The organism is Kitasatospora sp. NE20-6 (assembly GCF_045862635.1).
This window is the reverse complement of record NZ_BPRL01000022.1, coordinates 1-24,721: the sequence shown is the minus strand read 5'-3', so window position 1 is coordinate 24,721 and position 24,721 is coordinate 1. Positions and strand designations below refer to the sequence as shown.

Below are 24,721 nucleotides of genomic sequence, written 5' to 3'. Positions count from 1 at the left end.
CGTTCGACCTTTCCCCGAGGAGGTTCGTCGTGATACCCAACCCACTGGTCAGCGCATCCACCAGTCCCCCCGCACCGTCACCCCTGCCCGTGCCGCCCCCGGCCCGGTCCGAGCTTCCCCCGCCCCCGTCCGAGCCGGACACCTCGTCCCGCAGCCCCCACCCCCGCGACGTCATCGCGCTGCTGCGCCCCGGCCAGTGGGCCAAGAACGTCTACAGCATGGCACTGGTCGGCGCCACGGCGAGTGTGTGGACGGTGCACGCGGCCTGGCAACTGCTGTGGATCACCGTCGTGTTCGTGATCGCGTCGGGCGCCGTGTACATCGGCAACGACGTCGCGGACCGCGACAACGACCGCAGACACCCGGTCAAGCGCCACCGTCCGCTCGCCTCCGGGCGGGTCGGCATGCCCACCGCGATCGCACTGCTCGCCGTCTGCCTCGGTGTCCTCACCATCCTCCTCGCGACGAGCCCGCCCACCCGCTGGTGGCCGGTCGTGGCCTACCTCGGGCTCAACATCGGGTACAGCGCCGGCCTCAAGCACGTACCGCTCGTCGACGCGTTCATCGTCGCCATCGGCTTCCAGTTACGCCTGGCCGCCGGCTACCTCGCCGTCGGCGAGAACCCCTCGCAGTGGCTGCTGACCGCCGTCCTCGCCGTCTGCCTCGTCCTGGTCCTCGGCAAGCGCCGCCACGAACTGATCACCGACGGCCGGGAGAGCCGGCCCGCCCTGCGCGGCTACACCGCACAACTCATCGACCAGATGCTCGTCATCTGCATGGTCGTCACGATCCTGTCCACCCTGCTGTACCTCTGGCACGACGCCCCGCTGGGCCAGTTCTCCACCCACGCGGTCCTCATCTCCGCGCCCTTCACCCTGTTCGGCCTCTTCCGCTACCTGCAGGTCCTCGTCGTCGAGCGCGGCGGGGCCGACCCGGTCCGGATACTCCTGCGCGACCGCACGCTGCTCATCTGCATGGCAGCCTTCGCGCTCGCCTTCCTGACGGCGCTCTACGCCGCCCACCACTCCCTGCCCGCCTCGACCGCCACGAGTCTGACATGACGACGAAAACCGACCCGATCACGCCACCTCTGGTGTCGGTGATCATCCCCAACTACAACTACGCCCGTACGCTGCGCCTGTGCCTCGAATCGGTGCGCGCGCAGAGCTACCCGAACATCGAGCTGATCGTGGTCGACGACCGCAGCACCGACGACTCGGTGCAGATCGCCCACGAGTACGGCGCCGACGTCACCGTCACCCCGACCAACATCGGCGCGCCCGCGGCACGCAACCTCGGTGCCCAGGGAGCCCGCGGGGAGGTGCTGTTCTTCCTCGACTCGGATGTCGCGCTCGCACCGGACGCGGTCGCCAACGCGGTCGGACTCCTCTCCGGCGACCCGGCCGTCGGCGGGGTCTGCGGCACCTACGACGCCGAACCGCTCATCCGCGACAGCCTCGTCGAGGAGGTGCGCAGCCTCCAGCTCTACGCCTGGATCCACGGCGGACAGGGCGACATCTCGACCGTCTACACCGCCCTCTTCGCGGTACGCAAGGACGTCTGGGCCGAGGTCGGGCCGTTCGACCCCGCCCTGCGCCACAGCGAGAACGCCGACTACGGGCACCGGCTGTCCAGCCGCTACCGGATCGTGCTGAGCGAGACGGTCCACGGCCGCCACGACCACGACGACACGCTGCGCGTGCTGCTCACCAAGATGTTCCACCGGGCCCGCATGCACATACCGCTCTACCTGCGACGGCCCGACTTCTCCGGCGGCCCGACCAACGGCCTGCGCGGCTGGGCCACCCTGGCCGCGCTGGCCGCCGTGCTCACCGCACCCCTGGCGGTCCTGGCCGGCCCCCTGGCCATCGCGCTCCCCGTGCTCCTCCTCGTCGTCTCGGTCGTCTTCGACGCCGGGATGTACAGGCTGGTGGTACGGCACAAGGGCCTCTGGTTCGGGCTGTACTTCACCGCCGTGTGGTTCCTGGTGAACGTCACGGTCGCCCTCGCCGTCTTCGCCGGCCTGGGGCAGTGGGCACTGTCGGCGCACTTCCGGCAGACGTACGACGCCCCGCTCGCCGCAACCCCGAGGAGCGCGTGATGAGCGACCCGCTGAACACCGGCACCGCGGACCGGCCGCTCGTCTCGGTCATCGTGCCGAACTACAACTACGCGGCCTCGCTCGGGCTGTGCCTGCGCGCGATCCTCGACCAGACCTACGACCGGATCGAACTGATCGTGGTCGACGACGGCAGCACCGACAACTCCGTGGAGATCGCCCGCTCGCTCGGCGTCACCGTGCTCCACACCCCCCGCAACCTCGGCGTGGCGGGCGCCCGCAACCTCGGCATCGCCCGCTCCAACGGCGAGATCTGCTTCTTCGTCGACTCCGACGTCGCCCTCGCACCCGATGCGGTCGCCCACGCCGTACGCCTCCTCCAGGACGACCCCGGACTCGGCGGCGTGTGCGGCATCCACGACCCCGAACCGCTGATCCGCGACAGCCTGGTCGAGGAGTACCGCGGACTCCAGTACCACTACTGGTCGGCCAGCTCGGCCGGGTTCATCTCCTTCCTCTTCCCGGCCTCGTGCGCGATCCGCCGCACCGTCCTCGACGAGGTCGGGCCGTTCAACGAGCGGCTGCGCCACACCGAGGAGGTCGACTACGGCAACCGCCTGACCCAGCGTCACCGGCTGCTGCTCACACCGCTGATCCGGTCGCGGCACGACCACGACGCCGTACTCGTCCCGCTGCTGCGCAAGCTCTTCCGGCGCGCGCACGCGCGGGTGCCGCTGTACGTCGGCCGCCGGAAGTTCGCGCGGGGCTTCGAGACCTCGTCGCGGGCGGGCGGCAGCCTGGCCGCGCTGGCCTCGCTGGCACTCCTGCCCGTGGCCCTCCTCAGCGGATACGCGCTGATCGCCGTCGTGCTGGCGCTGGGTGTGTCGCTGGGCACCGACGCGGGGATGTACCGCTTCGTGGCACAGCGACGCGGATGGATCTTCGCGGCCTACTTCACGGCCGTGCACTGGGTGGTCAACGTGACCATCGCGGCGGGAGCGCTCGCCGGCGCCGCACACTGGCTGGGTTCCCCGCGGTTCCGCCGCCTCTACGACGCGCCCGTGCCGGAGGCCGTCGGATGAGAAGGCGTGCGGTGCGGGTCGGGGCGGTCCTCTCCTTCGTCTGGCTCGCCTGCGTCGTCCTGCACACCGTCCTGTCCGGGCGCTGGTGGCCGATGCTGCTGCCCGACCTGGCCCCGCCGCTGCTGCTGGTGGCGGTGCCGGTGCTGCTCGGCGTCCCGGCCGTCCTCGGCGTGGTGGGGGCGCACCGCAACCCGCGGCGATGGGCTCCCGTCGCCGCGGGCGTGGCGTCCCTCGCCCTGGGCGCCGGGCAGTCCGGACTGAACCTCGACGCCTTCGGCCGGAATCCGGCACCCGTGCCGGCCGGGGCGCTGCACGTCGTCGCCTGGAACACCCAGTACTGGGACCAGGACGAGGACCCCGGCGCGTTCTACGCCTACCTGCACGCGTTCGACGCCGACGTCTACCTGCTCCAGGAGTACCTGAACTGGAACGACGACACACCGGTACGCCTCGACGACACCGCCCGGCTGCACGCCGAGTTCCCCGGCTACACGATCGCGACGGACGGGGAACTGCTGACGCTCTCCCGGCTGCCGATCACGGCCAGCAGGGCCCTGGACAACACCCGCTGGTACGCATCGACACCGGCCGGTTCGGACTTCCCCGAGTTCTGGCGCGCCAAGACGCTCCGGACGGACATCCGGGCCGGGGACCAGGTCGTCTCCCTGTACAACGCCCACATCCCGGTGCAACTCGACACCTCGTCCGGCGTGTTCACCCCGGCGTTCCTCGGGGCCGTGCGGACCCAGGCCAAACGGCGCTCCGCCGCCTGGGCCGCGCTCACGGACGACCTGGCCGGCAACCCGGCGCCGCGACTGGTGGCCGGGGACTTCAACACCACCCCCGCGATGGGTGAACTCTCCCATCTCGACAGGATCCTGCTGCGCGGCCAGCCCACCGACGGCGAGCTCTACCCGACCTCCTGGGACGCCCGCAGTCTGGGACTGTGGCGGCTGGACTTCACGTACCACGACCCGGCGATGCACATCGCCCAGTACCGGTTCCGGGACAGCCGGGGTCTCTCCGACCACGATGCCCAGGAACTCTGGATCAGCACAGCGAAGGGAAGCACGACATGACACGCACACTCGGTCGCAGCGGCATCGAGGTGAGCGCGGTGGGAGTGGGCTGCTGGGCGATCGGCGGCCCGTTGCACGCCGGCACCGAACAGTTCGGCTGGGGGACGGCCGACGACACCGAGTCGGTCGCCGCGCTCCGGCGGGCCCACGAACTCGGCGCCACCTTCTTCGACACCGCGAGCAACTACGGCGCCGGCCACAGCGAGGTGGTCCTCGGCCGGGCACTCGCCGGCCACCGCGACGAGGTCGTGATCGCCACGAAGTGGGGTTACACGTTCGACGAGACCACCCGCGAGGCCGGGCCCGAGGACGCCAGCCCCGAATACCTGCGTTCCTGCCTCGACGACAGTCTGCGCCGGCTGGGCACCGACTACGTCGACCTCTACCAGTTCCACCTGGGCGGTGCGCCCCTGCCGGTCGCGCTCGACCTCGTCCCCGTGCTCGACGAGCTCGTCACGGCGGGCAAGATCCGGGCCTACGGCTGGAGCACGGACGACGCCGAGCGCGCCGAGGCGTTCGCCAAGGCCGGGGCGGGCTGCACCGCGATCCAGCACGATCACTCCGCACTGCGCGACTCCGCCGAGGTCATCGCGGTCTGCGAGGCGCTCGACCAGGCGAGCATCGCCCGCGGTCCGCTCGCGATGGGACTGCTCTCCGGCAAGTACCACGACGGACGGTCCGTCGGCGCGCAGGACGTGCGCGGTCAGGGCTACGAGTGGATGACCTACTTCACCGACGGTGCCGGCAGCAAGGAGTGGCTGGCCCGGATCGACGCGGTGCGCGACGTCCTCACGTCCGGCGGCCGCACCCTGGCCCAGGGGGCGCTCTCCTGGCTGCTGGCCCGCAGCCCCGCCACGATCCCCATCCCGGGCTGCCGCACGGTCGCCCAGGTGGAGGAGAACCTCGGCACCCTCGGGTTCGGGCCGCTGACCGAGCAGGAGTTCCAGCAGGTGGAGGCGATTCTGCGCGGTTAGCCTCCTGAGCGGCACCCGGCCTGCCGGGACCGGTGCCGCCGAGGGCCGGGGCCCCCGCGGGCCCCCCCCCCGGGCCCCCCCCCCCGCCCCCCCCCGCGGCCCGGCGGCCCCGCCCGCCCGGGCCGGGGTCCCGGCCGCCGCCCCCCCCCCCCCCGCGCCCCCGGCCCGCCCCGCCCCCCCCCCCCCCCCCCCCCGCGCCGCCCCCCCGACCCCGTCACGCCCCGTCGGCCTGTCGGCCCGTCCGGACGGTGCCGGGGTGAACCCCGTGACTCCTCCTCCGTCCGTCCGTTCCCTGCGCCCCGGCCGCGGACGTCCGCCGGCCCGCGTCCGTCCCGGGTCCGTCCCGGGTCCGTCCCGGCAGGAGCCCTGTCGTACCGGGTGGCCGGGCCCCGCCGGCCCCTGATCCTGTCGACGGCGCGCTCGACGGCGCTGCGGTCCCGGTCCTGCTCCCGGTCCCGGTCCGCGGCCCTGCCGGACCGGGAGCCGTGCCCGGTGCTCCGTACTCCATCCGGCCCTCCGCGGCCGGGACGCTCCCGCCGGTGCAGGTGGCGCCGGGAGGCTTTCCCCCCATCTGTTTCCACACCCCGGGTGGGTGCCGCCACCTGCATCGTTCGTGCAGTGGTCGCCCGGCGATGCCGTGGTCCTGCCGGGCGCCCCGGACCCGTTTGCACCAGGCCGTGCACTCCGGTGGCGTCCCCGGGGTTCTGTGATCGATGTGGTGAATCGGCAGAGACACGCGCCGCCACGCCGAGGCCGCTCCCGCCGTGGACCTATCCCTTGTAGTCATGTCCGCTCATATGGCCACACAGCAGCGTGAACGACTCCGGAGGACTGCCTGTGACCCCCCTGAACAGGATCGAGCAACGCCTGGAATCGCTCGTCAACGGCGCTTTCGCACGGGTTTTCAAGTCGCAGGTGCAGCCGGTGGAGATCATCGGCGCCTTACGGCGTGAGTGCGACGTCAATGCCAGGATCTGGGACCGGGACAGCACGGTCGTGCCCAACGGGTTCATCGTCGAACTCAGCCCGACCGACCACGAACTGCACCACTCGTATCTCGGTGTGCTCGGCCGGGAACTGGTCGGCAAGGTCCGCGAGTACGCCCGGTCCCAGCGCTACTCGTTCGTCGGACCGCTGCGGATCCAGGTGCAACGCGCCGACGACCTCGACACCGGGAACTACCGGGTCCGCAGCCGGATCGAGGTGCCGCCCGAGGTCCAGCAGGCCATGGAGACCGCCCAGCGCGCGGGGCACGACTTCCCCGCGCACCTGCTCCACGGCAGCTGGCGCACCGGGGCCGGGCCGACGGGGACCGGCCGCCAGGGCACCAAACAGCTGCTGACCGACCGCCAGTTCCACGCCCTGGGACTGGCGATCAGCGACAACGGGATGCTGGTCGCCGCCGAACGCCGAACGTCCTCGCCGCCGGCCCGACGGGCCGCGGGCCTCTCACCGGAACCCGTGCACCACCGCGCCCCGCCCCAGGACGCCGGGCCTGCGGAGAGTGCCGCCGAGCACGGAGCGGCACCGCCCGACGCCGCGCCCCGATCCCAGTCCCTGCCGGCACGCCACACCAACGGATCTTCAGCTCTCTGGAAGGGACCGCAGTCCATGACACAGGAACATGACCACCACGCCGACGCCCCGGCAGCGGCCGAGCCGTACTCCGACCACCTGTCGCAGGACCGGCCCGCGCCGGCAGCTTCCCAACAAGCAGCCCCCCGACCACACGCCGCGCCGCCGGCCCCGCCGTACGCACCGGCAGCCCCCTCGTACGCGCCCGCGGCCGACCGGTACACGCCGGAAACCCACCAGCCCGCCGCACACCACCCCCGGACGTCCCGGCCCGCAGACACCTACGACCCCGCCGCGATGGGCCGGCCGCTGGACCAGGTGCTGGCCGCCCACGGCTCCTACGCACCCGCCGCGCCGTCCGAAACCCGGTCCCACAGCCGGCCGGCGCCCACCTCCGACTCCTACGCCGCGAACCAGCGCAAGCCCTACGCCTCCACCTCCCACTCGCTGCACCCACGCCCGGCCACCACCGCCCACGGCGGCGCGCCGTGGGCACAGCAGGAGCGGACGGGCCATGGCGGACTCGGGTACGGAACGGCGGAGCTGTCGTCCGACAACCTGCTGCGCGCCCGTCCCGAGGACCGGCGGGGCCTGAACTGGCTGAAGGTCGGCGGGCGGGCGGCCGAACGGGAACGCCTGCGCAAGACGGCCCTGATCCGCACCCCGGTGGTGAACTGCTACAGGATCGCCGTGATCAGTCTCAAGGGCGGGGTGGGGAAGACCACCACCACGGTCGCCCTCGGTGCGACCCTTGCCTCCGAGCGCCAGGACCGCGTGATCGCGGTCGACGCGAACCCGGACGCCGGCACGCTCGCCCGGCGGGTCCGCCGCGAGAGCGCCGCCACCATCCGCGACCTGGCGGGCGAGATCCCCAACATCACCAACTACATGGCCGTGCGCCGCTACACCTCCCAGGCGCCGTCCGGCCTGGAGATCCTCGCCAACGACGTCGACCCGGCCTTCTCCACGGCCTTCAGCGACGACGACTACCGCCGCGTGATCGGCTGCCTCGGGCAGCATTACCCGATCATCCTCACCGACTCCGGCACCGGCCTGCTCCACAGCACCATGAGCGGCGTCCTCGACCTCGTGGACCAGCTCATCGTCGTCGCCACCCCCAGCGTCGACGGCGCGAGCAGTGCCAGCACCACCATCGACTGGCTCATGGCCCACGGCTACGGCGAGCTCGTCCAGCGCAGCATCACCGTCGTCTCCGAGGCCCGCAGGCCCAGCAAGGCCGTCAAGGTCGAGGACATCGTCGCGCACTTCCGCGCCCGCTGCCGCGCCGTCCTGACCGTGCCCTACGACGACCACCTGGCCGCGGGCGCCGAGGTCGACCTCGCGAAGATGAAGTCCTCCACCCGCGACTCCTTCTTCCACCTCGCATCCCTCGTCGCCGCCGACTTCTCCCGCACCCAGCCCGAACCCACCGGGTGGCACCCGGCCCCCCACACCGGGTACAACCCGGCCAACCTCTTCTCCACACCGGCGTGGAACTGATAGCCACCGGCACGAGCCAGGACCGGCCGGGCCCACCGGCACTGCACGACACACCGGATACGACGCAGGTGCGGGCAGATCCATCCGATCCGCCCGCACCGCGTCCGTCCGCACCGCACCTGACCGCACCGCATCCGACCGGACCGCGTCCGCCTGCACCGCACCCGGCCACGCCCGACGCGCCGTCGTCCGGACCGGTGCCCCGGCGTGCCCCGCACCGGGGGCCTGCCGCGCCCGCCTGCCGCGCCCGCCCGGCCCCGTCCAGGTGCGGTACCGGCGTCCGACCGGCCGAGCCCCGGTGGCGTGGGCGCGGGCAACCGCCAGGATCGTACCCATGACGACAGCACCGGACCGCAGCGGCCGTGACCAACTCGCCGCGACCGTCGACTGCATGGCACGGGCACCGGCCACGGGCGTGCGCGGCGTACGGGTCGACGACTCCCTCGTCGAAGCCACCGTGGCACTCCTGGACCATCTCCGGCAGACCCACCCCGGTGAACCGATCGCCAGGGCCGCGCGCGTCGTGGCCGACCGGCTCCAACTGTGCGTACCGATGACGGCGGTCCTGGCAGCGAAGCCGGACACCGACCGGACGGGACCGGGATGACGATCCGCCCCGCCCCGGCAGCCGACACGGGCCCACGGCCGGGAACCCCGGAGCGCGGGCCGCCGGCCCGGTGCACCGACCGGTCCCGGAGCCGGGCACGCCGGTCCGCCCGGACGGCGGTGCCACCCGCCCGGGGAAGGACGGGTGGCACCGGACGGCCGCTCCTACACGGAGGTGGTCAGGTTCCACTTCTGGTTGGCGCCGTTGTCGCAGTCCCAGATGTCGAGCTGGACGCCGTTGGTGGTGTCGAACCCGGGGACGTCGAGGCAGCGGCCGGTGGCGGGGTTGACCAGGGTGCCGTTGACGGCCTGCCACTGCTGGTTGGCGCCGCCGGTGCAGTCCCACAGATCGACCAGGGTGCCGTTGGCGGTGCCGCCCGCGGTGATGTCCAGGCACTTGCCGTTGACCCGGAGGGTGCCGCCGGTCTGCGTCCACTGCTGGGCGCCGGATCCGTTGCAGTCCCACACGACGATCTTGGTGCCGTTGGCGTTCGAGGAGGTGTAGTCGTCCATGCACTTGGCCGTGTTGAGCCCCGAGGTGATCGGCGCGGCCTGGGCGTCCGGTGCGGCGGGCCCGGAGTTGTACGCCTCCAGTTCGTAGATCCGGGTGGCGGTGTTGCCCGCGGTGTTGGTGGCGGCCGTGACCACCACCCGGACGTAGCGGGCGGTGCGGGCTGCGAACGGGGTGTAGGTGCGGCTGGAGCGTGAACCGGTGACGGTGGCCGCGGTGGACCAGTTCGTGCCGTCCGTGCTGGTCTGCACCTGGAACCCGCCGGTGTTCCAGCCGGTGCTCTCGCCGCCGAGTCCGGCGTGCTTGAGGACCACGGACGCGACCGTCTGCGCCGATCCCAGGTCGACCTGGAGCGTCGCACCGGCTGCCTGCGAGCACCACTTGCTGTTGTTCTTCAGGGTGGCGTCGACCGCCTTGTCGCCCGCTTCCGCCGTGGCGCACGCGGCCGACGAGCTGGTGGTCCGGCCCTGGGCGAGGTTGGTGCCGAGCTCCGGCGCGGTGGGTACGGCCGTTGCGCCGTCCTGGAAGGAGGGCGGCACGTCCGAGGCGCCGGTGCCCCAACTCGCGCTGGGCGCACCGCCCATGGTGAAGTCCAGGGTGGCGCCGCCCGCGACGTCGGGGTAGCGCAGGTAGTTGTGGTTGGTGGCGGTCCCGTTGACCTTCAGCTCCTGGACGTAGGAGCCGGTGCCCGCCGAGTTGATGGTGATGTTGCCGCCCGGGCGCTGGAGCAGGACGGACGGGAAGGACGGGCCGTGCACGGCCAGGGTGTCCGCACCGGGCGTCGAGGGGTAGAGGCCGAGGGCGGCCCAGACGTACCAGGCCGAGGTCGCGCCCAGGTCGTCGTTGCCCGGCAGCCCGCCGGCACCGGTGGTGAAGGACTCGGTCATCACCTTGCGGACCGCCGCGGATGCGCCGGCGGGGTTGCGGGCGTAGTTGTACGCCCACGGCACGCCGTGCTCGGGCTCGTTGCCGATGTAGTAGTACGGCAGGCTCTGGCCGGCGTTGACCTGGGTGAAGTGGTGGTCGAGCCGCTGCACGGCGGTCTGCCGGCCGCCCATCCCGTTGATCAGGTCGGCGAAGTCGTAGGGCACCATCCAGGTGTACTGGGCGGCGTTGCCCTCGGTGAAGTTGGACTGAGAGGCGGGGTTCAGCGGCCAGGTCCAGGTGCCGTCCGAGTTGCGCGGCTGGGTGTAGCCCGACTCGGGGCTGTAGGTGTTGCGCCACCACTGCGCCCGGGTCATGTAGGTGGCGTGGTCCGCGGTGTTGCCGAGGGCCTTGGCGAACTGCGCGACGGCGAAGTCGGAGGCCGAGTACTCCATCGAGTCGGAGGGGGCGCCGGGCAGGTAGTGCAGGCTGGTGTACGTCGACTGGCGGCCGCGGATCGGCGAGCCCTGGGTGGTGCCGCCCTCGGAGGACTTCTTCATCAGGGACAGGGCGGCGGCGGTGTCGAAGCCGCGCGTCCCGAAGGCGTACATGCTGCCGATGATGATGGGCCCGGGGTCGCCGGTCATCACGAAGTCCTCGTTGGTCTGCTGCGACCACTTGGGCAGCAGGCCGCCCTGCTGGCCGTCCAGCACCATGGACTTGGCGATGTCGGACGCCTCGGTCGGTGCGATCAGTGCGATCAGCGCGGCCCAGGAGCGGTAGATGTCCCAGCCGGAGTAGTTCTGGTAGACCGGTCGTGACGAGTTGTGGACCGCGCCGTCGAAGCCCCGGTAGTCGCCGTTGACGTCGCTGGCGATGTTGGGACTCTGGAAGACGTGGTACAGCGAGGTGTAGAACTTCTTCAGGTCGGTGCTGGAGCCGCCGGTGACGCGGGCCCGGTCGAGGATCTGGTTCCAGGCGGTGCCGGCCGCGGAACGGACGGCGCCGAAGTCCCAGCCGTTGTTCTCGGCGACGAGGTCGGCCTGGGCGTTGGCGATGCTCACGTAGCTCAGGGCCACCTTGAACTGCACGGCCTGGGAGCCGGTGGTGTCGAAGGTGACGTAGGCGCCGGTGTTCGTGCCCGAGGTGCTCGCCGAGCCGGCGTTCACCGTGCTGCCCGACCAGGTGCCGAAGCCGCTCGGGGCGCGGTCGAAGCGGATGTCGAAGTAGATCTGGTAGGTCTTCGAGGAGCCGCAGAAGCCGCCTGCGGTGACGCTGCCGGTCACCTCCGAACCGTTCACCTTCACCGAGCCGCTGCGGTTGCCGGTGGCGCTGCGACTGGTGTTGATCAGCAGCTGCGAGGTCGTCGACGACGGGTAGGTCAGCCTGCCCATGCCGGTGCGGGTGGTCGCGGTCAGCTCCACCGAGGTGGCGTACCTGTCGAGGCGGTTCTTGTAGAAGCCGGGCGACGCGGACTCGTTGGACTTGGTGTAACCCGAGGCGTAGCCGGTCCAGTTGGTGCCGGGCGAGGAGCCGAGGGCACCGGTCACCGGTAACAGTGGCAGGTCCTCGTTGTTCTGGCAGCCGGCCCCGTCGAAGTGGGTGAGGCTGAAGTCCTCGATCGTGGTGTCGGAGTTGCGGTAGCCGGACGGCGAGGCCGTCGGCGTGTCGGGGCTGAACTGCACGCCGCCGAAGGGCACCACGGCGCCCGGGTACGTCGATCCGCCCGCACCGCCGCCGACGGGGTTCGGCGCGTTGCTGTCATCGGTGCCGATGAACGGGTCGACGTACTGCGTGAGGTCGGCCGCTGCGGCGTGAGCCGGGGTCGTGGCGAATCCGCCGACGCCCAGGGCGGCCAGCAGGACGCTGCCGGCCACCGCGGCGACGCGGAACCTGAGGAGGGGTGAGAGCACGGGGGACCACCTTCGGCTGGAGACGGGTCGCGGCGGGGGAGCGGCGGCGAGCGGTCTCGGGAGGGGGGTGCGGTCATGGCTCCGGGCCATGTGAACGTTACCAAGCAGAACGCATTGTTGATGCGCCGCCGATTGTGCGTCAAGCCTCTGATCCAACATCAAATATGGCTTGTGGCAAAGAACTTGCGAGATGCATCGGTTGTCCGCACGACTATTGACAGGCAGTCGGCCGCGCCCGCAGACTCCGGTCACTTGCGTGAACGTTACCAAGGAGCGTCCGGAGGACATCCTGATGACAGAACCCCTTTTGGAAGCCCGGAAGGTGAGCAAGCGTTACGGCCAGGTCCATGCCCTCCAGGGCGCCGACTTCACCGCCTACCCCGGCGAGGTGGTCGCGCTGATCGGAGACAACGGCGCAGGCAAGAGCACCCTGGTCAAGACGCTGTCCGGCACCATCCGGCCCGACGGCGGGCAGATCCTGGTGGACGGCGCGCCGGTCGAGCTCACCAGCCCGCTCGATGCCAGGCGTTACGGGGTCGAGACCGTCTACCAGGACCTTGCGCTCGCCCAGGACCTCGACGCGGCGGCCAACCTGCACCTGGGCCGCGAGATCCACCGCCCCGGACTGCTCGGCCGGCTCGGTGTCCTCGACCACGCCGCCATGCGCCGCTCGGCCGTCACCGCGTTCGCCGAACTCGGCGTCGACCTGCGGGACGTGGACGTTCCCGTGGCGTCCCTGTCCGGCGGCCAGCGGCAGTCCGTCGCGGTGGCGCGCGCGGTCGCCTTCGCCAACCGCATCATCTTCATGGACGAACCGACCGCCGCACTCGGCGTGGTCCAGCGCGGCCGGGTGCTGGAGACCATCAGACGGGTCCGCGACCGGGGCATATCCGTGGTGCTGATCAGCCACAACATGCCCGAGGTGCTCTCGGTGGCCGACCGGGTCGAAGTCCTGCGGCTGGGACGGCGGGTGGCGTCCTTCGACGCCGCGACCACCTCGGTGGAGGAACTCGTCGGCGCGATGACCGGCGCCCTGGACCCGGTGCCCGGGCCTGCAGAGCCCTCCTCCGCCCGACACCCTTCCGCGGGGCACGCGTCCGTGCGTCCGGTGCCCCCGGCGCAGGCCCCCGCGGAACCCACCCCCGGAAAGGACGGTGCCGCGTGAGCACCCAGGTACCGGGCGAGGCGGACACGACCACCGCACCGCCGAAGCCCCGGACGGGACTCGCCGTGCCCGGCTGGGCGCGCCGTCTCGCCGCGGTGAACGAGGCCTGGACCTTCGGCGTCCTGGCCCTGCTCGTCGCGTTCTTCACCGCCGCCCGGCCCGACACCTTCCTGACGCGCTACGACATCACCCAGATCGCCACCAACGCGGCCATCTACCTGGTGCTCGGCGTCGGCATGACCTACGTGATCATCGTCGCCGGCATCGACCTCTCCGTGGGCTCGGTCCTGGTGCTGTCCGCCGTGCTGTCCGCGGAGTACACCATCCATCACGGCGGCGCGGAGTCCGGCTGGGGCACCATCGGGGTGGCCACCGTGATCGCACTGGTCACCGGAGTGCTCTGGGGCGCCCTGCAGGGCTGGCTGGTGGCGAAGGCCAAGGTACCGCCGCTGATCGTCACCCTCGGAGGCTTCGGAGCCGCCCTCGGCATCGCCCAGATCATCACCGGCGGCCAGGACCCGACCGGCGCCGTCTCCGCCGAACTCCAGCACAGCGTCGGCTTCGGCAAGCTCTTCGGCCAGGTCCCCTGGCTCGTCGTCATCGCCTTCGCCACCACCGTCGTCTTCGGTCTGATCCTCGCCTTCACCCGGTTCGGCCGGTACACCTACGCCATCGGCTCCAACCCGGAGGCCGCCCGCAGGGTCGGCATCGACGTCGACCGGCACCTGGTCAAGATCTACGCACTGACCGGCCTGCTCTCCGGGCTCGGCAGCGTGATGTGGCTGGCGTACTTCGGCACCACGTCGATCGCCGGGCACTCCACGGACAACCTGAAGGTCATCACCGCCGTCGTGCTCGGCGGGGCGAGCCTGTTCGGCGGACGCGGCAGCGTGCTCGGCACGGTCATCGGCGTCTTCATCCCCGCGGTGCTCACCACCGGGCTGATCATCATGGACGTCCAGCAGTACTGGCAGGACGTCGCCATCGGCGTCGTCCTCGTCGCGGCGGTCTACCTGGACCAGTTCCGCAGGCGCGGCCGCGAACGAGGCTGACGCCGCCGCACCACCGCCACGGCTCTCCTCTACTTGCCAAGGTCCCTCCCCTGGAAGGAAGTTCACCATGCTCGGACCCAGCAGACCCGGAACGATCGCCCGCTCCTGCGCCGTCCTCGCCCTGGTCGTGGCCGGCACCGCCGCCTGCGGCAGCGACAGCGGCCAGGCCGGCTCCAAGGGCACCACGCTGAAGCTCATCACCGGCGTCAAGAGCGACCCGTTCTACATCACCATGGCGTGCGCCGCCCAGGAGCAGGCCGAGAAGCGGGGGGTGAAACTCACCGTGGACGGTTCGGCGCAGTGGGACGTCGCCGTGCAGCGGCCGATCGTCGACTCGGTCGCCGCGTCCCGCCCCGACGGCCTCCTGATCTCCCCGGTGGACACGACGGCCCTCACGCCGTCGCTGTCGCAGCTGCAGAACGCCGGCACCAAGGTCGTCCTGGTCGACACCACGGTCAGCGACACGTCCATCGGCGTCTCCCGGATCTCCTCCGACAACGAGGCCGGTGGCCGCACCGCCGCCAAGGCCCTGGCCGAGCTGATGGGCGACAAGGGCTCCGCCATCGTGATCAGCGTCAAGCCCGGCGTGTCCACCACGGACGCCCGGATCAAGGGCTTCTCCGAGGAGATGAAGGCCAACCACCCCGCCATCACGCTGCTCCCGGTCCTCTACGACAACGACCTGCCCGCCACGGCCGCCTCCCAGATCCAGGCCACCCTGGCCGCGCACCCCGACCTCGGCGGGGTCTTCGCCGGCAACACCAACACCGCGCAGGGCGTCTCCACCGGCCTGCAGGCCGCGGGCAGGCAGGGCAAGGTCAAGGTCGCCGCGTTCGACGCGGAGCCCGACGAGATCACCGCCCTGAAGAACGGCACCCTGGACATCCTGGTCGCCCAGGACCCGGCCGGCATCGGCGTCCAGGGGGTCGACCAGGCGCTCGCCGCCATCGAGAAGAAGGAGGTGACCGCGCAGGTCGGCACCACCATGGTGGCCATCACCAAGGCGAACATGGACGACCCCGCGGTCAGCAAGTACATCTACAAGGCCGCCTGCTGAGCCCGACGGGCCTGATCGTACGGCGCCCGCACGCGCGTACCGCTGAAGCGGAGACGGGGGTCGCAGCCTTCGGGCCGGCCCCCGCCCACCGGCCTGCCCGCCGGCTCCCGGGCACCCCACACACCACGGAGGCACCATGTCCGACGTCGACCCGATCCACGGCAACGGCGTCAGTCCGGCGCCGTCACGCCGGGCGCTGCTCAGGAACGCGGTCGGCGCGGCCGGGCTCGCGGCGATGTCCGGGGGCCTGCTGACGGCCTGCGGCAGCGACGCGGAGCCCGCTTCGTCCGGCGGTGCGGCACCGGGCTCCACCACGGTCGGCGGCACGGTCACCTTCGGGTCCAACTACTCGGACCCGTCCGCGAAGTCGGCCTTCGCGGCACTCACCACCGCGGCGTCCGCCGCCGTCGGCGCGGTGGACATCAGGATCAACACGGTCGACCACAACACCTTCCAGCAGAACATCACCAGCTACCTCCAGGGCACCCCGGACGACCTGTTCACCTGGTTCGCCGGGTACCGCATGCAGTACTTCGCCGCGCAGGGCCTCGCCCAGCCGCTGGACGACGTGTGGGAGAAGATCGGCGGCAACTTCGGCGAAGCCGCCAAGAAGCTCTCCACCGGGCTCGACGGCCACCAGTACCTGGTGCCGCTGTACAACTACCCGTGGGTCGTCTTCTACAGCAAGAGCCTGTTCGCCAAGCACGGCTACACCGTGCCCACCACCTGGGACGCGTACGTGGCCCTGGTGAAGAGGATGAAGTCCGACGGCCTGATACCGATCGCCTTCGGCGACAAGGACGGCTGGCCGGCGCTCGGCACCTTCGACATCCTCAACATGCGGATCAACGGCTACGACTACCACATCAAGTTGCTGAAGCACGAGATCCCGTGGACCGACCAGGGGGTGTACACCGTCTTCCAGCACTGGGCCGAGCTCATGCCGTACGTGCAGAGCGGCGCCAACGGGCGGATCTGGCAGGACGCGGTGAAGAGCCTGGAGAGCGGCGCGGCCGGCATGATGTTCCAGGGCAGCAACCAGGTCGCCGCGCAGTACGTCACGGACAAGGCCGACCTGGCCGACCTCGACTTCTTCCCCTTCCCCGCGGTCGATCCGAAGTGGGGCCAGGACTACATGGACGCCCCCACCGACGGGTTCATGCTCAGCCGCAAGGCCAGGAACCCGGCCGCCGCCAAGGCCGTCCTGGAGTACATCGGCAGCGGCCGGGCCGAGGCCGAGTACCTGAAGACCGACCAGTGGGACGTCGGCCTCGCCAAGGGCCTGCAGGTGCCGACGTACAACGCCGTCCAGCAGAAGTCGGTCGCCGCGATATCCAGTTGCAAGGCCGTGGCCCAGTTCATGGACCGCGACGCCGACCCGGCGATGGCCACCGCGATGATCTCGGTCATCCAGAAGTTCATCGACGACCCGAGCACCGGGAACATCGCCGCGCTGCAGAAGAGCGCGGAGACCCAGGCGAAGGCGATCTACACCTGATGAACTCCCCTTCCCAGGCACCCGGCCGGGCGTCGGCGGCGACCGGGGCGCCGGCCCCGGCCCGCCGCCGACGGGGCGTCCGGACACTGACGCCCCGCGACCGCATCGTCGCCGCCGTCCTGCTGGGCATCCCGCTCCTGCTCGACCTCGCCCTCGTGTGGTTCCCGGCGGCCGGCACCACCCTGCTCTCCTTCACCCGGTGGAACGGCGTCGGATCCCTGCACGCCGACCCGTGCGACCCGAAGCTGCCGTCGGTGCTCAACAACGGCTGCCTGTACGGCATCCAGAACTACCACCAGGCCGCCACCGTCAGTCCGGAGTTCTGGCCCGCCGTCCGGCACAACCTGATCTGGCTGGCCGTCTTCGTGGTGATCGCCACCCCGCTCGGCATGCTCTTCGCCGTGCTCCTCGACCGCGGCCTCCGCGGCAGCCGGATGTACCAGAGCATCCTGTTCCTGCCGGTCATGCTGTCGCTCGCCCTGGTCGGCATCATCTGGGAGTTCATGTACTCCCAGAACTACGGGCTGATCAACGTGGTCCTCGGGCGCACCGGAGACGGCAACGCCATCGACTGGCTCGGCGATCCGCACCTCAACCTGTGGGCGGTGCTGACCGAGGCGACCTGGCGGCAGTCCGGGTACGTGATGGTGCTCTACCTGGCCGGCCTCAAGGCCGTCGACCCGACGCTGCGCGAGGCCGCCATGATCGACGGCGCCAGCGCCTGGCAGACCTTCCGACGGGTGGTCTTCCCGGTGATGCGGCCGGTCAACATCGTCATCATGGTGGTCACCGTCATCGAGTCGCTGCGCGCCTTCGACCTGGTGTACATCACCAACAAGGGCATCAACGGCCTCGAACTGCTCTCGGTGCTGGTCACCTCGAACATCGTCGGCGAGACCCAGCGCGTCGGCTTCGGCTCCGCACTCGGAGTGGTGCTGCTGGCGATCTCGCTGGTACCCATCAGCGTCTTCCTCCACCAGACCTTCCGCCGGGAGGACACGCCGTGAGCACCGACACCCCTGCCCGGACCCCCGCCACCTCCACGACAGCGGGGGGCCGTCCGCCGAAACGCCCGCCCGCCCGGGTCGCCGCGCAGCTGTTCCTGGTCACCGCCTCGGTGCTGTGGCTGCTGCCGATCGCCTTCACCCTCTACGTGGCCGTCCGCCCGTACTCCGACACCCGCAGGTACGGTTACGTCTCGCTGCCGCGGCACCTGACGCTCCGCAACTTCACCGACGCCTGGTCGCAGTCGGACATGCCGCACTTCTTCCGGAACTCCGCGCTGATCACCGTGCCCGCGGTGATCGTCGTGCTGGCCCTCGCGTCGGGGGCGGCCTTCGTCCTCACCCGGCTGAGGCTCAGGGTCAACGTGGCCCTGCTCATCCTCTTCACGGCCGGCAACCTGCTGCCGCAACAGGTCGTCATCACCCCGCTGTACCGGATGTACCTGAAGATCCACGTGCCGACGGCCCTGGCCGACAGCGGGCTCATGTACAACTCGGCCCTCGGCCTGATCGCCATCAACGTGGCGTTCCAGCTGGGCTTCTGCGTGTTCGTGCTGAGCAACTACATGAAGTCGATCCCCGGCGAGATGTACGAGGCCGCGCTCGTCGACGGGGCCGGCCTGTGGACCCGCTTCTGGCGGCTCACCGTGCCGCTCTGCCGGCCCGCCCTGGCCGCCCTCGCCACCCTGCTGACCACCTGGATCTACAACGACTTCTTCTGGGCCGTCACCCTGATGTCCTCCGGTGACAAACGCCCGGTGACCTCCGCCCTCGCCAACCTGCAGGGACAGTTCGTCAGCAACCAGAACCTCATCGCGGCGGGGGCCGTGATCGCCGCGATCCCGACGCTGGTCGTCTACCTGCTGCTCCAGCGGCAGTTCATCGCCGGGCTCGCGCTCGGATCGAGCAAGGGCTGAGTCCGCGGCGGTCCGCTGCGCCCTTATGGGCCATCGCAGGCGCTTGCCGCCGTACACCTTTCAGGAAAAGGTTGGTGACGGACGATCAGCCGACGGGGGACCGCGTCATCCGGCCGGCACCCGCGCGGGTCGGGTGGCACTCCGCCGTAACCGGTGCCCCGCCGTGCCCGGGACGCCGAGCACCGTAGGATGCACTCCGGCGCTTGGGCAGACCGGCAGGCGATCCGGGAAGCGTGCCGAGGAGGAGGCCTGTGAAGCGCCCGACGATGAAGGACGTGGCCCAGGCGGCGGGGGTCAGTCTCATGACGGTCTCCCGGGTGATCTCCAGCGAACCGGGAGTGTCGCCCGACACCGCCGCCCGGGTCGAGCAGGCGGTGCGCAGACTCGGCTACCAGCGCAACGACAACGCGCGCAACCTGCGGCAGAAGAACCTCGGGACCTCCACGATCGGCCTGGTCGTCGACGACCTCGCCAACCCCTTCTACGCCCTGATGGCCCGCTCGGTCGAGGACGAGGCGCACCGCCGCGGCTACGTCGTCCTGGTCGGCAGCACCAACGACGAGCCGCGCCGGGAACGCGAGGTCATCGCCGCGTTCACCGCCCGCCAGGTGGACGGCCTGATCATCGTGCCCACCATCGGCAGCCACGGCTTCCTCAAACCGCCCATGGATGCGGGCACCCAGGTCGTCTGCGCGGACCGCCCCGCCAAGGGCCTCGACGTGGACACCGTCACCGTCGACAACCGGGACGGTGCGAAGGGCGCCGTCGCCCACCTGCTGGGCCACGGGCACACCCGGATCGCCTACCTCGGCGACCGCTACGAGATCTGGACCCAGCGGGAGCGCTACGCCGGATACCTGGACGCCCTCGCCGCCCACGGACTGCACGCCGACCCCGACCTCGTACGGCACGGGCTGCGCTCCCACCGGGAGGCGCGGGCCGCCCTGGCCGGGCTGCAGGCCCTGGCCGATCCGCCGACCGCCCTGTTCAGCAGCAACGACCTCATCACCCTCGGCGTGCTCGACGGCCTGGACCACCCCGCCCCGATGGCGGTCGTCGGATTCGACGACCTGCCGCTCGCCAAGCAGATGGAACCGCCGCTGACCGTCGTCAGCCAGGACCCGGCCACGGTCGGCAGCACCGCGGCCAACCTGCTGTTCTCCCGGATAGCCGGCGATCGTTCCGCCCCGCGGAAGGTCGTCCTGCTGACCCGCCTCGTCGTGCGCAGCTCGGGGGAGCACCCCGCCCGGCGAACGGCCGCAGGGGCACCGGTCCCGCTGCGGGCATCCGACTGACCCGCGGCCGCATGCCCCGGAACGCCCGGAGGTCCCGGGACCGGCCCCGGAGGAGATCCGGAGGCCGGGCCCGGGACGGTGCCCGGGGTGCGAGCCCGGGGCCGGGAGCCCCGGCGGGCGGGTGGTCCTAGCCGGGCTGCAGCGCCGTCCAGCGCTGGTTGACGTTGCCGTTGCAGTCCCACAGCACCAGTCGCGTGCCGTCCGTCGCCGAGGCGGCCGGATCGTCGAGGCAGCGCCCGGACACCGGGTTGCGGTACCCCCCGTTGTACGCCTGCCAGACCTGGTTGGCACCGCCGTTGCAGTCCCAGATCTCCATCCTGGTGTTGTTGGCGGTGCCGTTGGCCTCCGCGTCCAGGCACTTGCCCATCGATCGCAGGGTGCCGTCGGCGTACGCGTTCCACCACTGCGCCTGGGTGCCGTTGCAGGACCAGATCTGCACGGCGGTGCCGTTGGCGGTGCTGCCGGTGTTGACGTCCAGGCACTTGCCGGCGATGCCGGACTGCACCTGGCCCCCGAGGGCGACGGGCGCCTTGATCCAGCCGGCGGCGTCGGCAGCCTGGACACCGGAGTTGAAGGCGGTGGCCATCTTCTCGAAGCCGTTGTCGTTCGGGTGCAGGGAGTCGGACAGGTCGGCGGCGGTCAGGGCGCCCATGTCGACGAGGCGGACGTGCTTGCCGGCGGACTGCTTCGCCTGGACGATGCCGGGCAGCTTCTGGTTGAAGGCGGGCCGGTTCGCCTCCTCGGTCGCGCTGGTGGAGACGATCAGGGAGCCGACCAGGACGGTGGCGTCCGGGGCGCCCCGGGTGATCTGGTCGATCAGGGCGCTGAGACGGTCGGCGGCGGTGGGCACCTGGTAGTTCTGGTTCAGGTCGTTGGTGCCGATCTCCAGCAGCACCACGTTGGGCCGGTAACGGGCCACGGTCGCGTCGGTGATGGCGGCGATCTGGTCGATCCGCCAGCCCGAGTGGCCCTCGTTGTCCGGGTCGGCCATCGGTCCGTTGCGGACGGAGCCCACGAAGTCCAGCGCGTGGCCCTCCGCGGTCAGCTGGTTGGCGAGAAAGCCCCGGTAGCTGTTGCCGCTGGGGCTTCCGATGCCCCAGGTGATCGAGTTGCCGAGCGGCAGCACCCGTAACGCCGCGGGCGCGGCGGCAACTGCCGGGGCGTCCGCGGCCGTGGCGGTCGTCGCCGGCAGCAGGGCGGTGAGGCCGGAGACGACGGTCAGGGCGGCGAGCAGGCCTGCTGTGGATCGTTCGGTCACGGTTCCTCTTCGAAGTCGGCGGATCGGCAGGGGTGGTGAGGTTCTTTGAGGTCTCTGACCGGTGCGGCTCGGGGAGCCGCACCGGCACGGCTGACGGGGGCCGGCCGTCCGGGCGCGCGACGGCCGGACCCCGCCGCTTCGGGCCCGTGGGCCCACGGGCCCACGGCGCCCGGGCGGACGGTGTGACAGGTGTCCGCCCGGACGCTGCGGTCGGTCAGGAGGCCACGGGCACGTTCCACTTCTGGTTCGCGCCGCCGTTGCAGTCCCAGATGTCGAGCTGGACGCCGTTGGTGGTGTCGAACCCGGGGACGTCGAGGCAGCGGCCGGAGACCGGGTTGACCAGGCTGCCGTTGGTCGGCTCCCAGCGCTGGTTGGCGCCGCCGTTGCAGTCCCACAGCTCGACCGGGGTGCCGTTGGCGGTGGCCGCCCCGGTGACGTCCAGGCACTTGCCGTTGACCTGGAGGGTGCCGCCGGTCTGCGTCCACTGCTGGGCACCGGAGCCGTTGCAGTCCCACACGACGATCTTGGTGCCGTTGACGTTCGAGGCGGTGTAGTCGTCCAGGCACTTCGCGGCGTTCAGACCCGAGGTGATCGGGCCGACCGGGGGCTGTGCGCTCCCGCTGCCGGCGACGATCGACAGGTTGTCGAACTGGTCGGTGCGGTAGCCCTGGATGCCGAGGCCCGCCTGGCCGGACAGGAACGACGAGTCGGTGACCGTCCCGATCTGGTTGCCGTCGACCTTGGCGGTGAGCCGCGTGCCCTGGAAGACGAACGACAGGTTGTGCCAGGTGCCGGTGCCCAGCGCGGTGGTCGTGCCGCTGGCCAGCGTGTGGTTCGAGCCGTCGGTGTACATCTTCTCGATCCACCACTGCCCGGTGTCACGGATGCGCAGGTAGTACGCGTTCATGTGCGACTGCGGGCGCTGCTGGGTGTTGGCGCGGCCGATCAGCTCGGTGGTGCCCGCACCGCGCAGGAAGACGTCGGCGCTGACGGTGTAGTTGGACCAGGTCGTGTCGCCGATCAGCGAGTACGAGTCCGAGTCGTCCTGCCACTCGATCGGCTTGACCGGCGCCATCTGCTGCAGGCACCGGCCCGAACGGCCGCCCGCGCACGTCTGGACCTCGTAGGAACCCTGCATGTCGGAGAGGTACGTGGCCTCGTCGTTGATGGCAACGTTGTCGAAGTTGTCGGCGTAGGGCAGCGCGAGCGGGTGTGCGGCCGGCGCGGTCGCCGTGCCCTTGTCCTGGCCGGTCGTCGTGCTGACCGTGTAGACGTACCCGGGCTGCATCGTCAGCGAGTAGGAGCCGTTGCTCGGGGTGATGTCCTGGGTGTGGACGAAGGACGTCGCCGGGCTCGGCGAGTTCACCTTGGTGGCCCACACGTGCACGGTGCCGGTCGACAGGCCGCCCTGGACGTGGAAGTTGGCGGTCTGCGTCCCGGTGGAGGTGGTGGTCTCCAGGATGGTGGAGTAGTCGGAGTTGGTGTTCGACCTGATCGTCACGTACGTGCCGTTGGACTCCGTGCCGCCGAGGTAGCCGGAGGCGGAGTCGATGAACTTCCAGCCCGGCCGGGTGAACTGGGTGACCTGGGCGGTGGCCCAGGTGCTGGCGCCGATGGTGTAGTTGCCCGACCAGGGGGAGTTGGCGGTGGCCAGGCCGACGGTGTTGTACGGCAGGTTGGGGTAGATCGCGGCGATGAGCGGCCAGTTGAAGTAGCTGACCATCTTCGCGTCGATGTAGCCCCGGGTGATGGCGCGGATCAGCGCCGGAGCGCCGGTGTTCATGTCCTGCGAGCCGTTCTCGCTGTCCCACAGCGGCTTGCCGTTGTTCTTCGCCGCGGTGCTGCTGGAGCAGGAGTTGGCGTTTCCGCCGTCGCCGCCCTCGCAGGAGTAGTGCGCGCCGATGATCGCGACCGCGTCGTTGAACGCCTTGTTCGTGGCCATGTCGTCGGCGACGCCCCAGCCGCTGTCGTCGGCGACGAGCTTCACACCGGAGTACCCGGCGTTGTTGAGCGCCGAACGCAGTTGGACGAACCAGTTGGCGTCGTGGCCGCGCTCGTTCCAGCCGCCGAGGTAGCTGATGGTCAGACCGTGCTGCTTGGCACAACCGAGCCACGAGATAAGGTAGTTGATGGTGTCGGTGGACCAGAAGCCACCGTTGATCCATCCGGGCGCGGTCCACGCCAGCCCGTACAGGCCGATGGCGGGGTTGCGGGCCCTGGCCTGCTCGGCCAGCCGGAACTCGTAGCCGGCGTTGCAGTTGATCACGCCGCGGCTGTGCTCGATCGACGGCTCCGAACCGTCGGTGGAGTTGGCGTCACCGCCGATCTCCACCTTCAGCAACTGCAGGCTCGCGCCGTATCCGGGCTTGAACAGGTAGTCCAGGATCTGCGCCTGCTGGGCCGCCGGATAGTCCTTCAGCAGACGGGAGTTGCCGCCTCCGCCGCTGATCGCGCCGATGCCGTCGAACGTACGGCCGCCCTGGCTACCGTCGACGGTGATCGTGGTCGTGGCGGCCTGGGACGGAGTGGCTCCGACCGCGAGCATCGCGGCGATCAGCCCCAACAACCATAACGGGAGGAGTTTTCGGGTGTACTTCACCTGAAGGCCTTTCGGCTCGGGAGTCGCGCACGGCATGTGGTGGCGTGCGCTCTTCGGTGGACATGCGGCTCCGTGGCGCTGCGGGCACTGCGGTCGGCGTGCAGTGCGCGGTGGACGGAGCCGGGCTTCGTACGGGTGCGACAGTCGCCCCGGCAGCCGACCGGCCGCGGGCGGGCCGGGCGGGCCGGGCGGGTCGGGACCGGGCGGTCGGTCGGGCGGTCGGGGTGGCGGCGGGGCCGCAGGCGGTCAGCCGGCGGCGTTGAGCAGGTCCAGGGCGCTCTGCTGGCAGCCGTAGTCGGTGCTGCCGGTGCCGTCGGCCCAGTGCGGTCCGTACTGGTCGAGCGGGTTGCGGTCCCTGGTGTAGGCGGAGTTCGCCCAGGAGTTGAGGGTCGGGGCGTACGGGTGGTCGGCGAGCTGGGTGTTGAGCCGGCCGAGCCCGCGGACGTAGGCGCCCTTGAAGGACGGGCCGTCGCCGGTGCAGCCGTCGCCCTCGCCGGGCTCGCGCAGCACCCCGCCGCTCTGGAGCCGGGTGGTGGAGGCGTCGGCGAGGGTGCGTGCGGTGGTCAGCAGGCTCGCGTCACCGGTGGCCCGGTACAGCTCGGTCAGGCCGCCGAGCACCACGCCCTGGTTGTACGTCCAGGTGGGCTGCCCGTTGTTGGCGCAGGCGTCGGTCAGCCCGTCGTTGATCATGTGGTCGGAGTTGATCATCTTGC

At 71.0% G+C, this 24,721-nt stretch carries 18 protein-coding genes; 14 read left to right on the top strand and 4 right to left on the bottom strand.

Annotation, left to right across the window (positions count from 1 at the left end):
• Positions 1 to 29: 29 nt before the first annotated feature.
• The 7 genes from SNE206_RS18825 to SNE206_RS18795 all read left to right on the top strand — a co-directional run bounded on the left by SNE206_RS18825 (position 30) and on the right by SNE206_RS18795 (position 8,876).
• A complete protein-coding gene (locus SNE206_RS18825) occupies positions 30 to 1,061 on the top strand; it encodes a UbiA prenyltransferase family protein (protein WP_407914567.1) in 1,032 nt (343 codons plus the stop codon).
• Complete coding sequence (locus tag SNE206_RS18820) at positions 1,058 to 2,101, top strand: glycosyltransferase family 2 protein (RefSeq protein ID WP_407914566.1); 1,044 nt, start codon at positions 1,058 to 1,060, stop codon at positions 2,099 to 2,101. Before SNE206_RS18825 ends, SNE206_RS18820 begins: the two co-directional genes overlap by 4 nt.
• Positions 2,101 to 3,141 carry a glycosyltransferase family 2 protein gene (locus SNE206_RS18815; protein WP_407914565.1) on the top strand — a complete coding sequence of 347 codons (1,041 nt, stop codon included), beginning with the start codon at positions 2,101 to 2,103 and terminating at the stop codon, positions 3,139 to 3,141. Before SNE206_RS18820 ends, SNE206_RS18815 begins: the two co-directional genes overlap by 1 nt.
• Positions 3,138 to 4,220 carry an endonuclease/exonuclease/phosphatase family protein gene (locus tag SNE206_RS18810; RefSeq protein WP_407914564.1) on the top strand — a complete coding sequence of 361 codons (1,083 nt, stop codon included), beginning with the start codon at positions 3,138 to 3,140 and terminating at the stop codon, positions 4,218 to 4,220. Before SNE206_RS18815 ends, SNE206_RS18810 begins: the two co-directional genes overlap by 4 nt.
• Positions 4,217 to 5,194 carry an aldo/keto reductase gene (locus tag SNE206_RS18805; RefSeq protein ID WP_407914563.1) on the top strand — a complete coding sequence of 326 codons (978 nt, stop codon included), beginning with the start codon at positions 4,217 to 4,219 and terminating at the stop codon, positions 5,192 to 5,194. The genes SNE206_RS18810 and SNE206_RS18805 overlap by 4 nt, the downstream gene beginning before the upstream one ends.
• Before the next feature lie 837 nt (positions 5,195 to 6,031).
• Positions 6,032 to 8,269, top strand: a complete 2,238-nt coding sequence (locus SNE206_RS18800; protein ID WP_407914562.1) for an FhaA domain-containing protein — start codon at positions 6,032 to 6,034, stop codon at positions 8,267 to 8,269.
• 334 nt (positions 8,270 to 8,603) lie between these two features.
• Positions 8,604 to 8,876, top strand: a complete 273-nt coding sequence (locus SNE206_RS18795; RefSeq protein ID WP_407914561.1) for a hypothetical protein — start codon at positions 8,604 to 8,606, stop codon at positions 8,874 to 8,876.
• A gap of 164 nt (positions 8,877 to 9,040) precedes the next feature.
• Here the strand turns inward: SNE206_RS18795 and SNE206_RS18790 are convergent, their stop codons facing one another.
• A complete protein-coding gene (locus SNE206_RS18790; RefSeq protein ID WP_407914560.1) occupies positions 9,041 to 12,163 on the bottom strand; it encodes a GH92 family glycosyl hydrolase in 3,123 nt (1,040 codons plus the stop codon).
• A gap of 292 nt (positions 12,164 to 12,455) precedes the next feature.
• On the opposite strand from SNE206_RS18790, the gene SNE206_RS18785 reads away from it, so the two are divergent.
• The 7 genes from SNE206_RS18785 to SNE206_RS18755 all read left to right on the top strand — a co-directional run bounded on the left by SNE206_RS18785 (position 12,456) and on the right by SNE206_RS18755 (position 20,151).
• Positions 12,456 to 13,328, top strand: coding sequence for an ATP-binding cassette domain-containing protein (locus SNE206_RS18785; RefSeq protein WP_407914559.1), 873 nt, complete (start codon positions 12,456 to 12,458; stop codon positions 13,326 to 13,328).
• Positions 13,325 to 14,380: an ABC transporter permease gene (locus SNE206_RS18780; protein ID WP_407914558.1), complete on the top strand. Its 1,056-nt coding sequence runs from the start codon at positions 13,325 to 13,327 to the stop codon at positions 14,378 to 14,380. The genes SNE206_RS18785 and SNE206_RS18780 overlap by 4 nt, the downstream gene beginning before the upstream one ends.
• 67 nt (positions 14,381 to 14,447) lie before the next feature.
• Positions 14,448 to 15,437, top strand: a complete 990-nt coding sequence (locus SNE206_RS18775) for an ABC transporter substrate-binding protein (RefSeq protein ID WP_407914557.1) — start codon at positions 14,448 to 14,450, stop codon at positions 15,435 to 15,437.
• Positions 15,438 to 15,672: 235 nt separating this feature from the next.
• Positions 15,673 to 16,935 (top strand): ABC transporter substrate-binding protein, encoded by a 1,263-nt coding sequence (locus SNE206_RS18770; RefSeq protein WP_407914682.1) that lies wholly within the window; start codon positions 15,673 to 15,675, stop codon positions 16,933 to 16,935.
• On the top strand, positions 16,935 to 17,942 hold the full coding sequence (locus tag SNE206_RS18765) for a carbohydrate ABC transporter permease (RefSeq protein ID WP_407914556.1): 1,008 nt from the start codon (positions 16,935 to 16,937) through the stop codon (positions 17,940 to 17,942). Before SNE206_RS18770 ends, SNE206_RS18765 begins: the two co-directional genes overlap by 1 nt.
• Positions 17,939 to 18,856: a carbohydrate ABC transporter permease gene (locus SNE206_RS18760; protein WP_407914555.1), complete on the top strand. Its 918-nt coding sequence runs from the start codon at positions 17,939 to 17,941 to the stop codon at positions 18,854 to 18,856. Before SNE206_RS18765 ends, SNE206_RS18760 begins: the two co-directional genes overlap by 4 nt.
• 251 nt (positions 18,857 to 19,107) lie before the next feature.
• The gene (locus SNE206_RS18755) at positions 19,108 to 20,151 is read left to right on the top strand and encodes a LacI family DNA-binding transcriptional regulator (protein WP_407914554.1); all 1,044 of its coding nucleotides are present in this window, start codon (positions 19,108 to 19,110) and stop codon (positions 20,149 to 20,151) included.
• 127 nt (positions 20,152 to 20,278) lie between these two features.
• Here SNE206_RS18755 and SNE206_RS18750 read toward each other — a convergent pair whose 3' ends face one another.
• The 3 genes from SNE206_RS18750 to SNE206_RS18740 all read right to left on the bottom strand — a co-directional run.
• Positions 20,279 to 21,409, bottom strand: a complete 1,131-nt coding sequence (locus SNE206_RS18750) for a ricin-type beta-trefoil lectin domain protein (protein WP_407914553.1) — start codon at positions 21,407 to 21,409, stop codon at positions 20,279 to 20,281.
• Positions 21,410 to 21,623: 214 nt separating this feature from the next.
• Complete coding sequence (locus SNE206_RS18745; protein ID WP_407914552.1) at positions 21,624 to 24,008, bottom strand: ricin-type beta-trefoil lectin domain protein; 2,385 nt, start codon at positions 24,006 to 24,008, stop codon at positions 21,624 to 21,626.
• A gap of 246 nt (positions 24,009 to 24,254) precedes the next feature.
• On the bottom strand, positions 24,255 to 24,721 hold a 467-nt coding region (locus SNE206_RS18740; RefSeq protein ID WP_407914551.1), incomplete at its 5' end, for a glycoside hydrolase family 76 protein.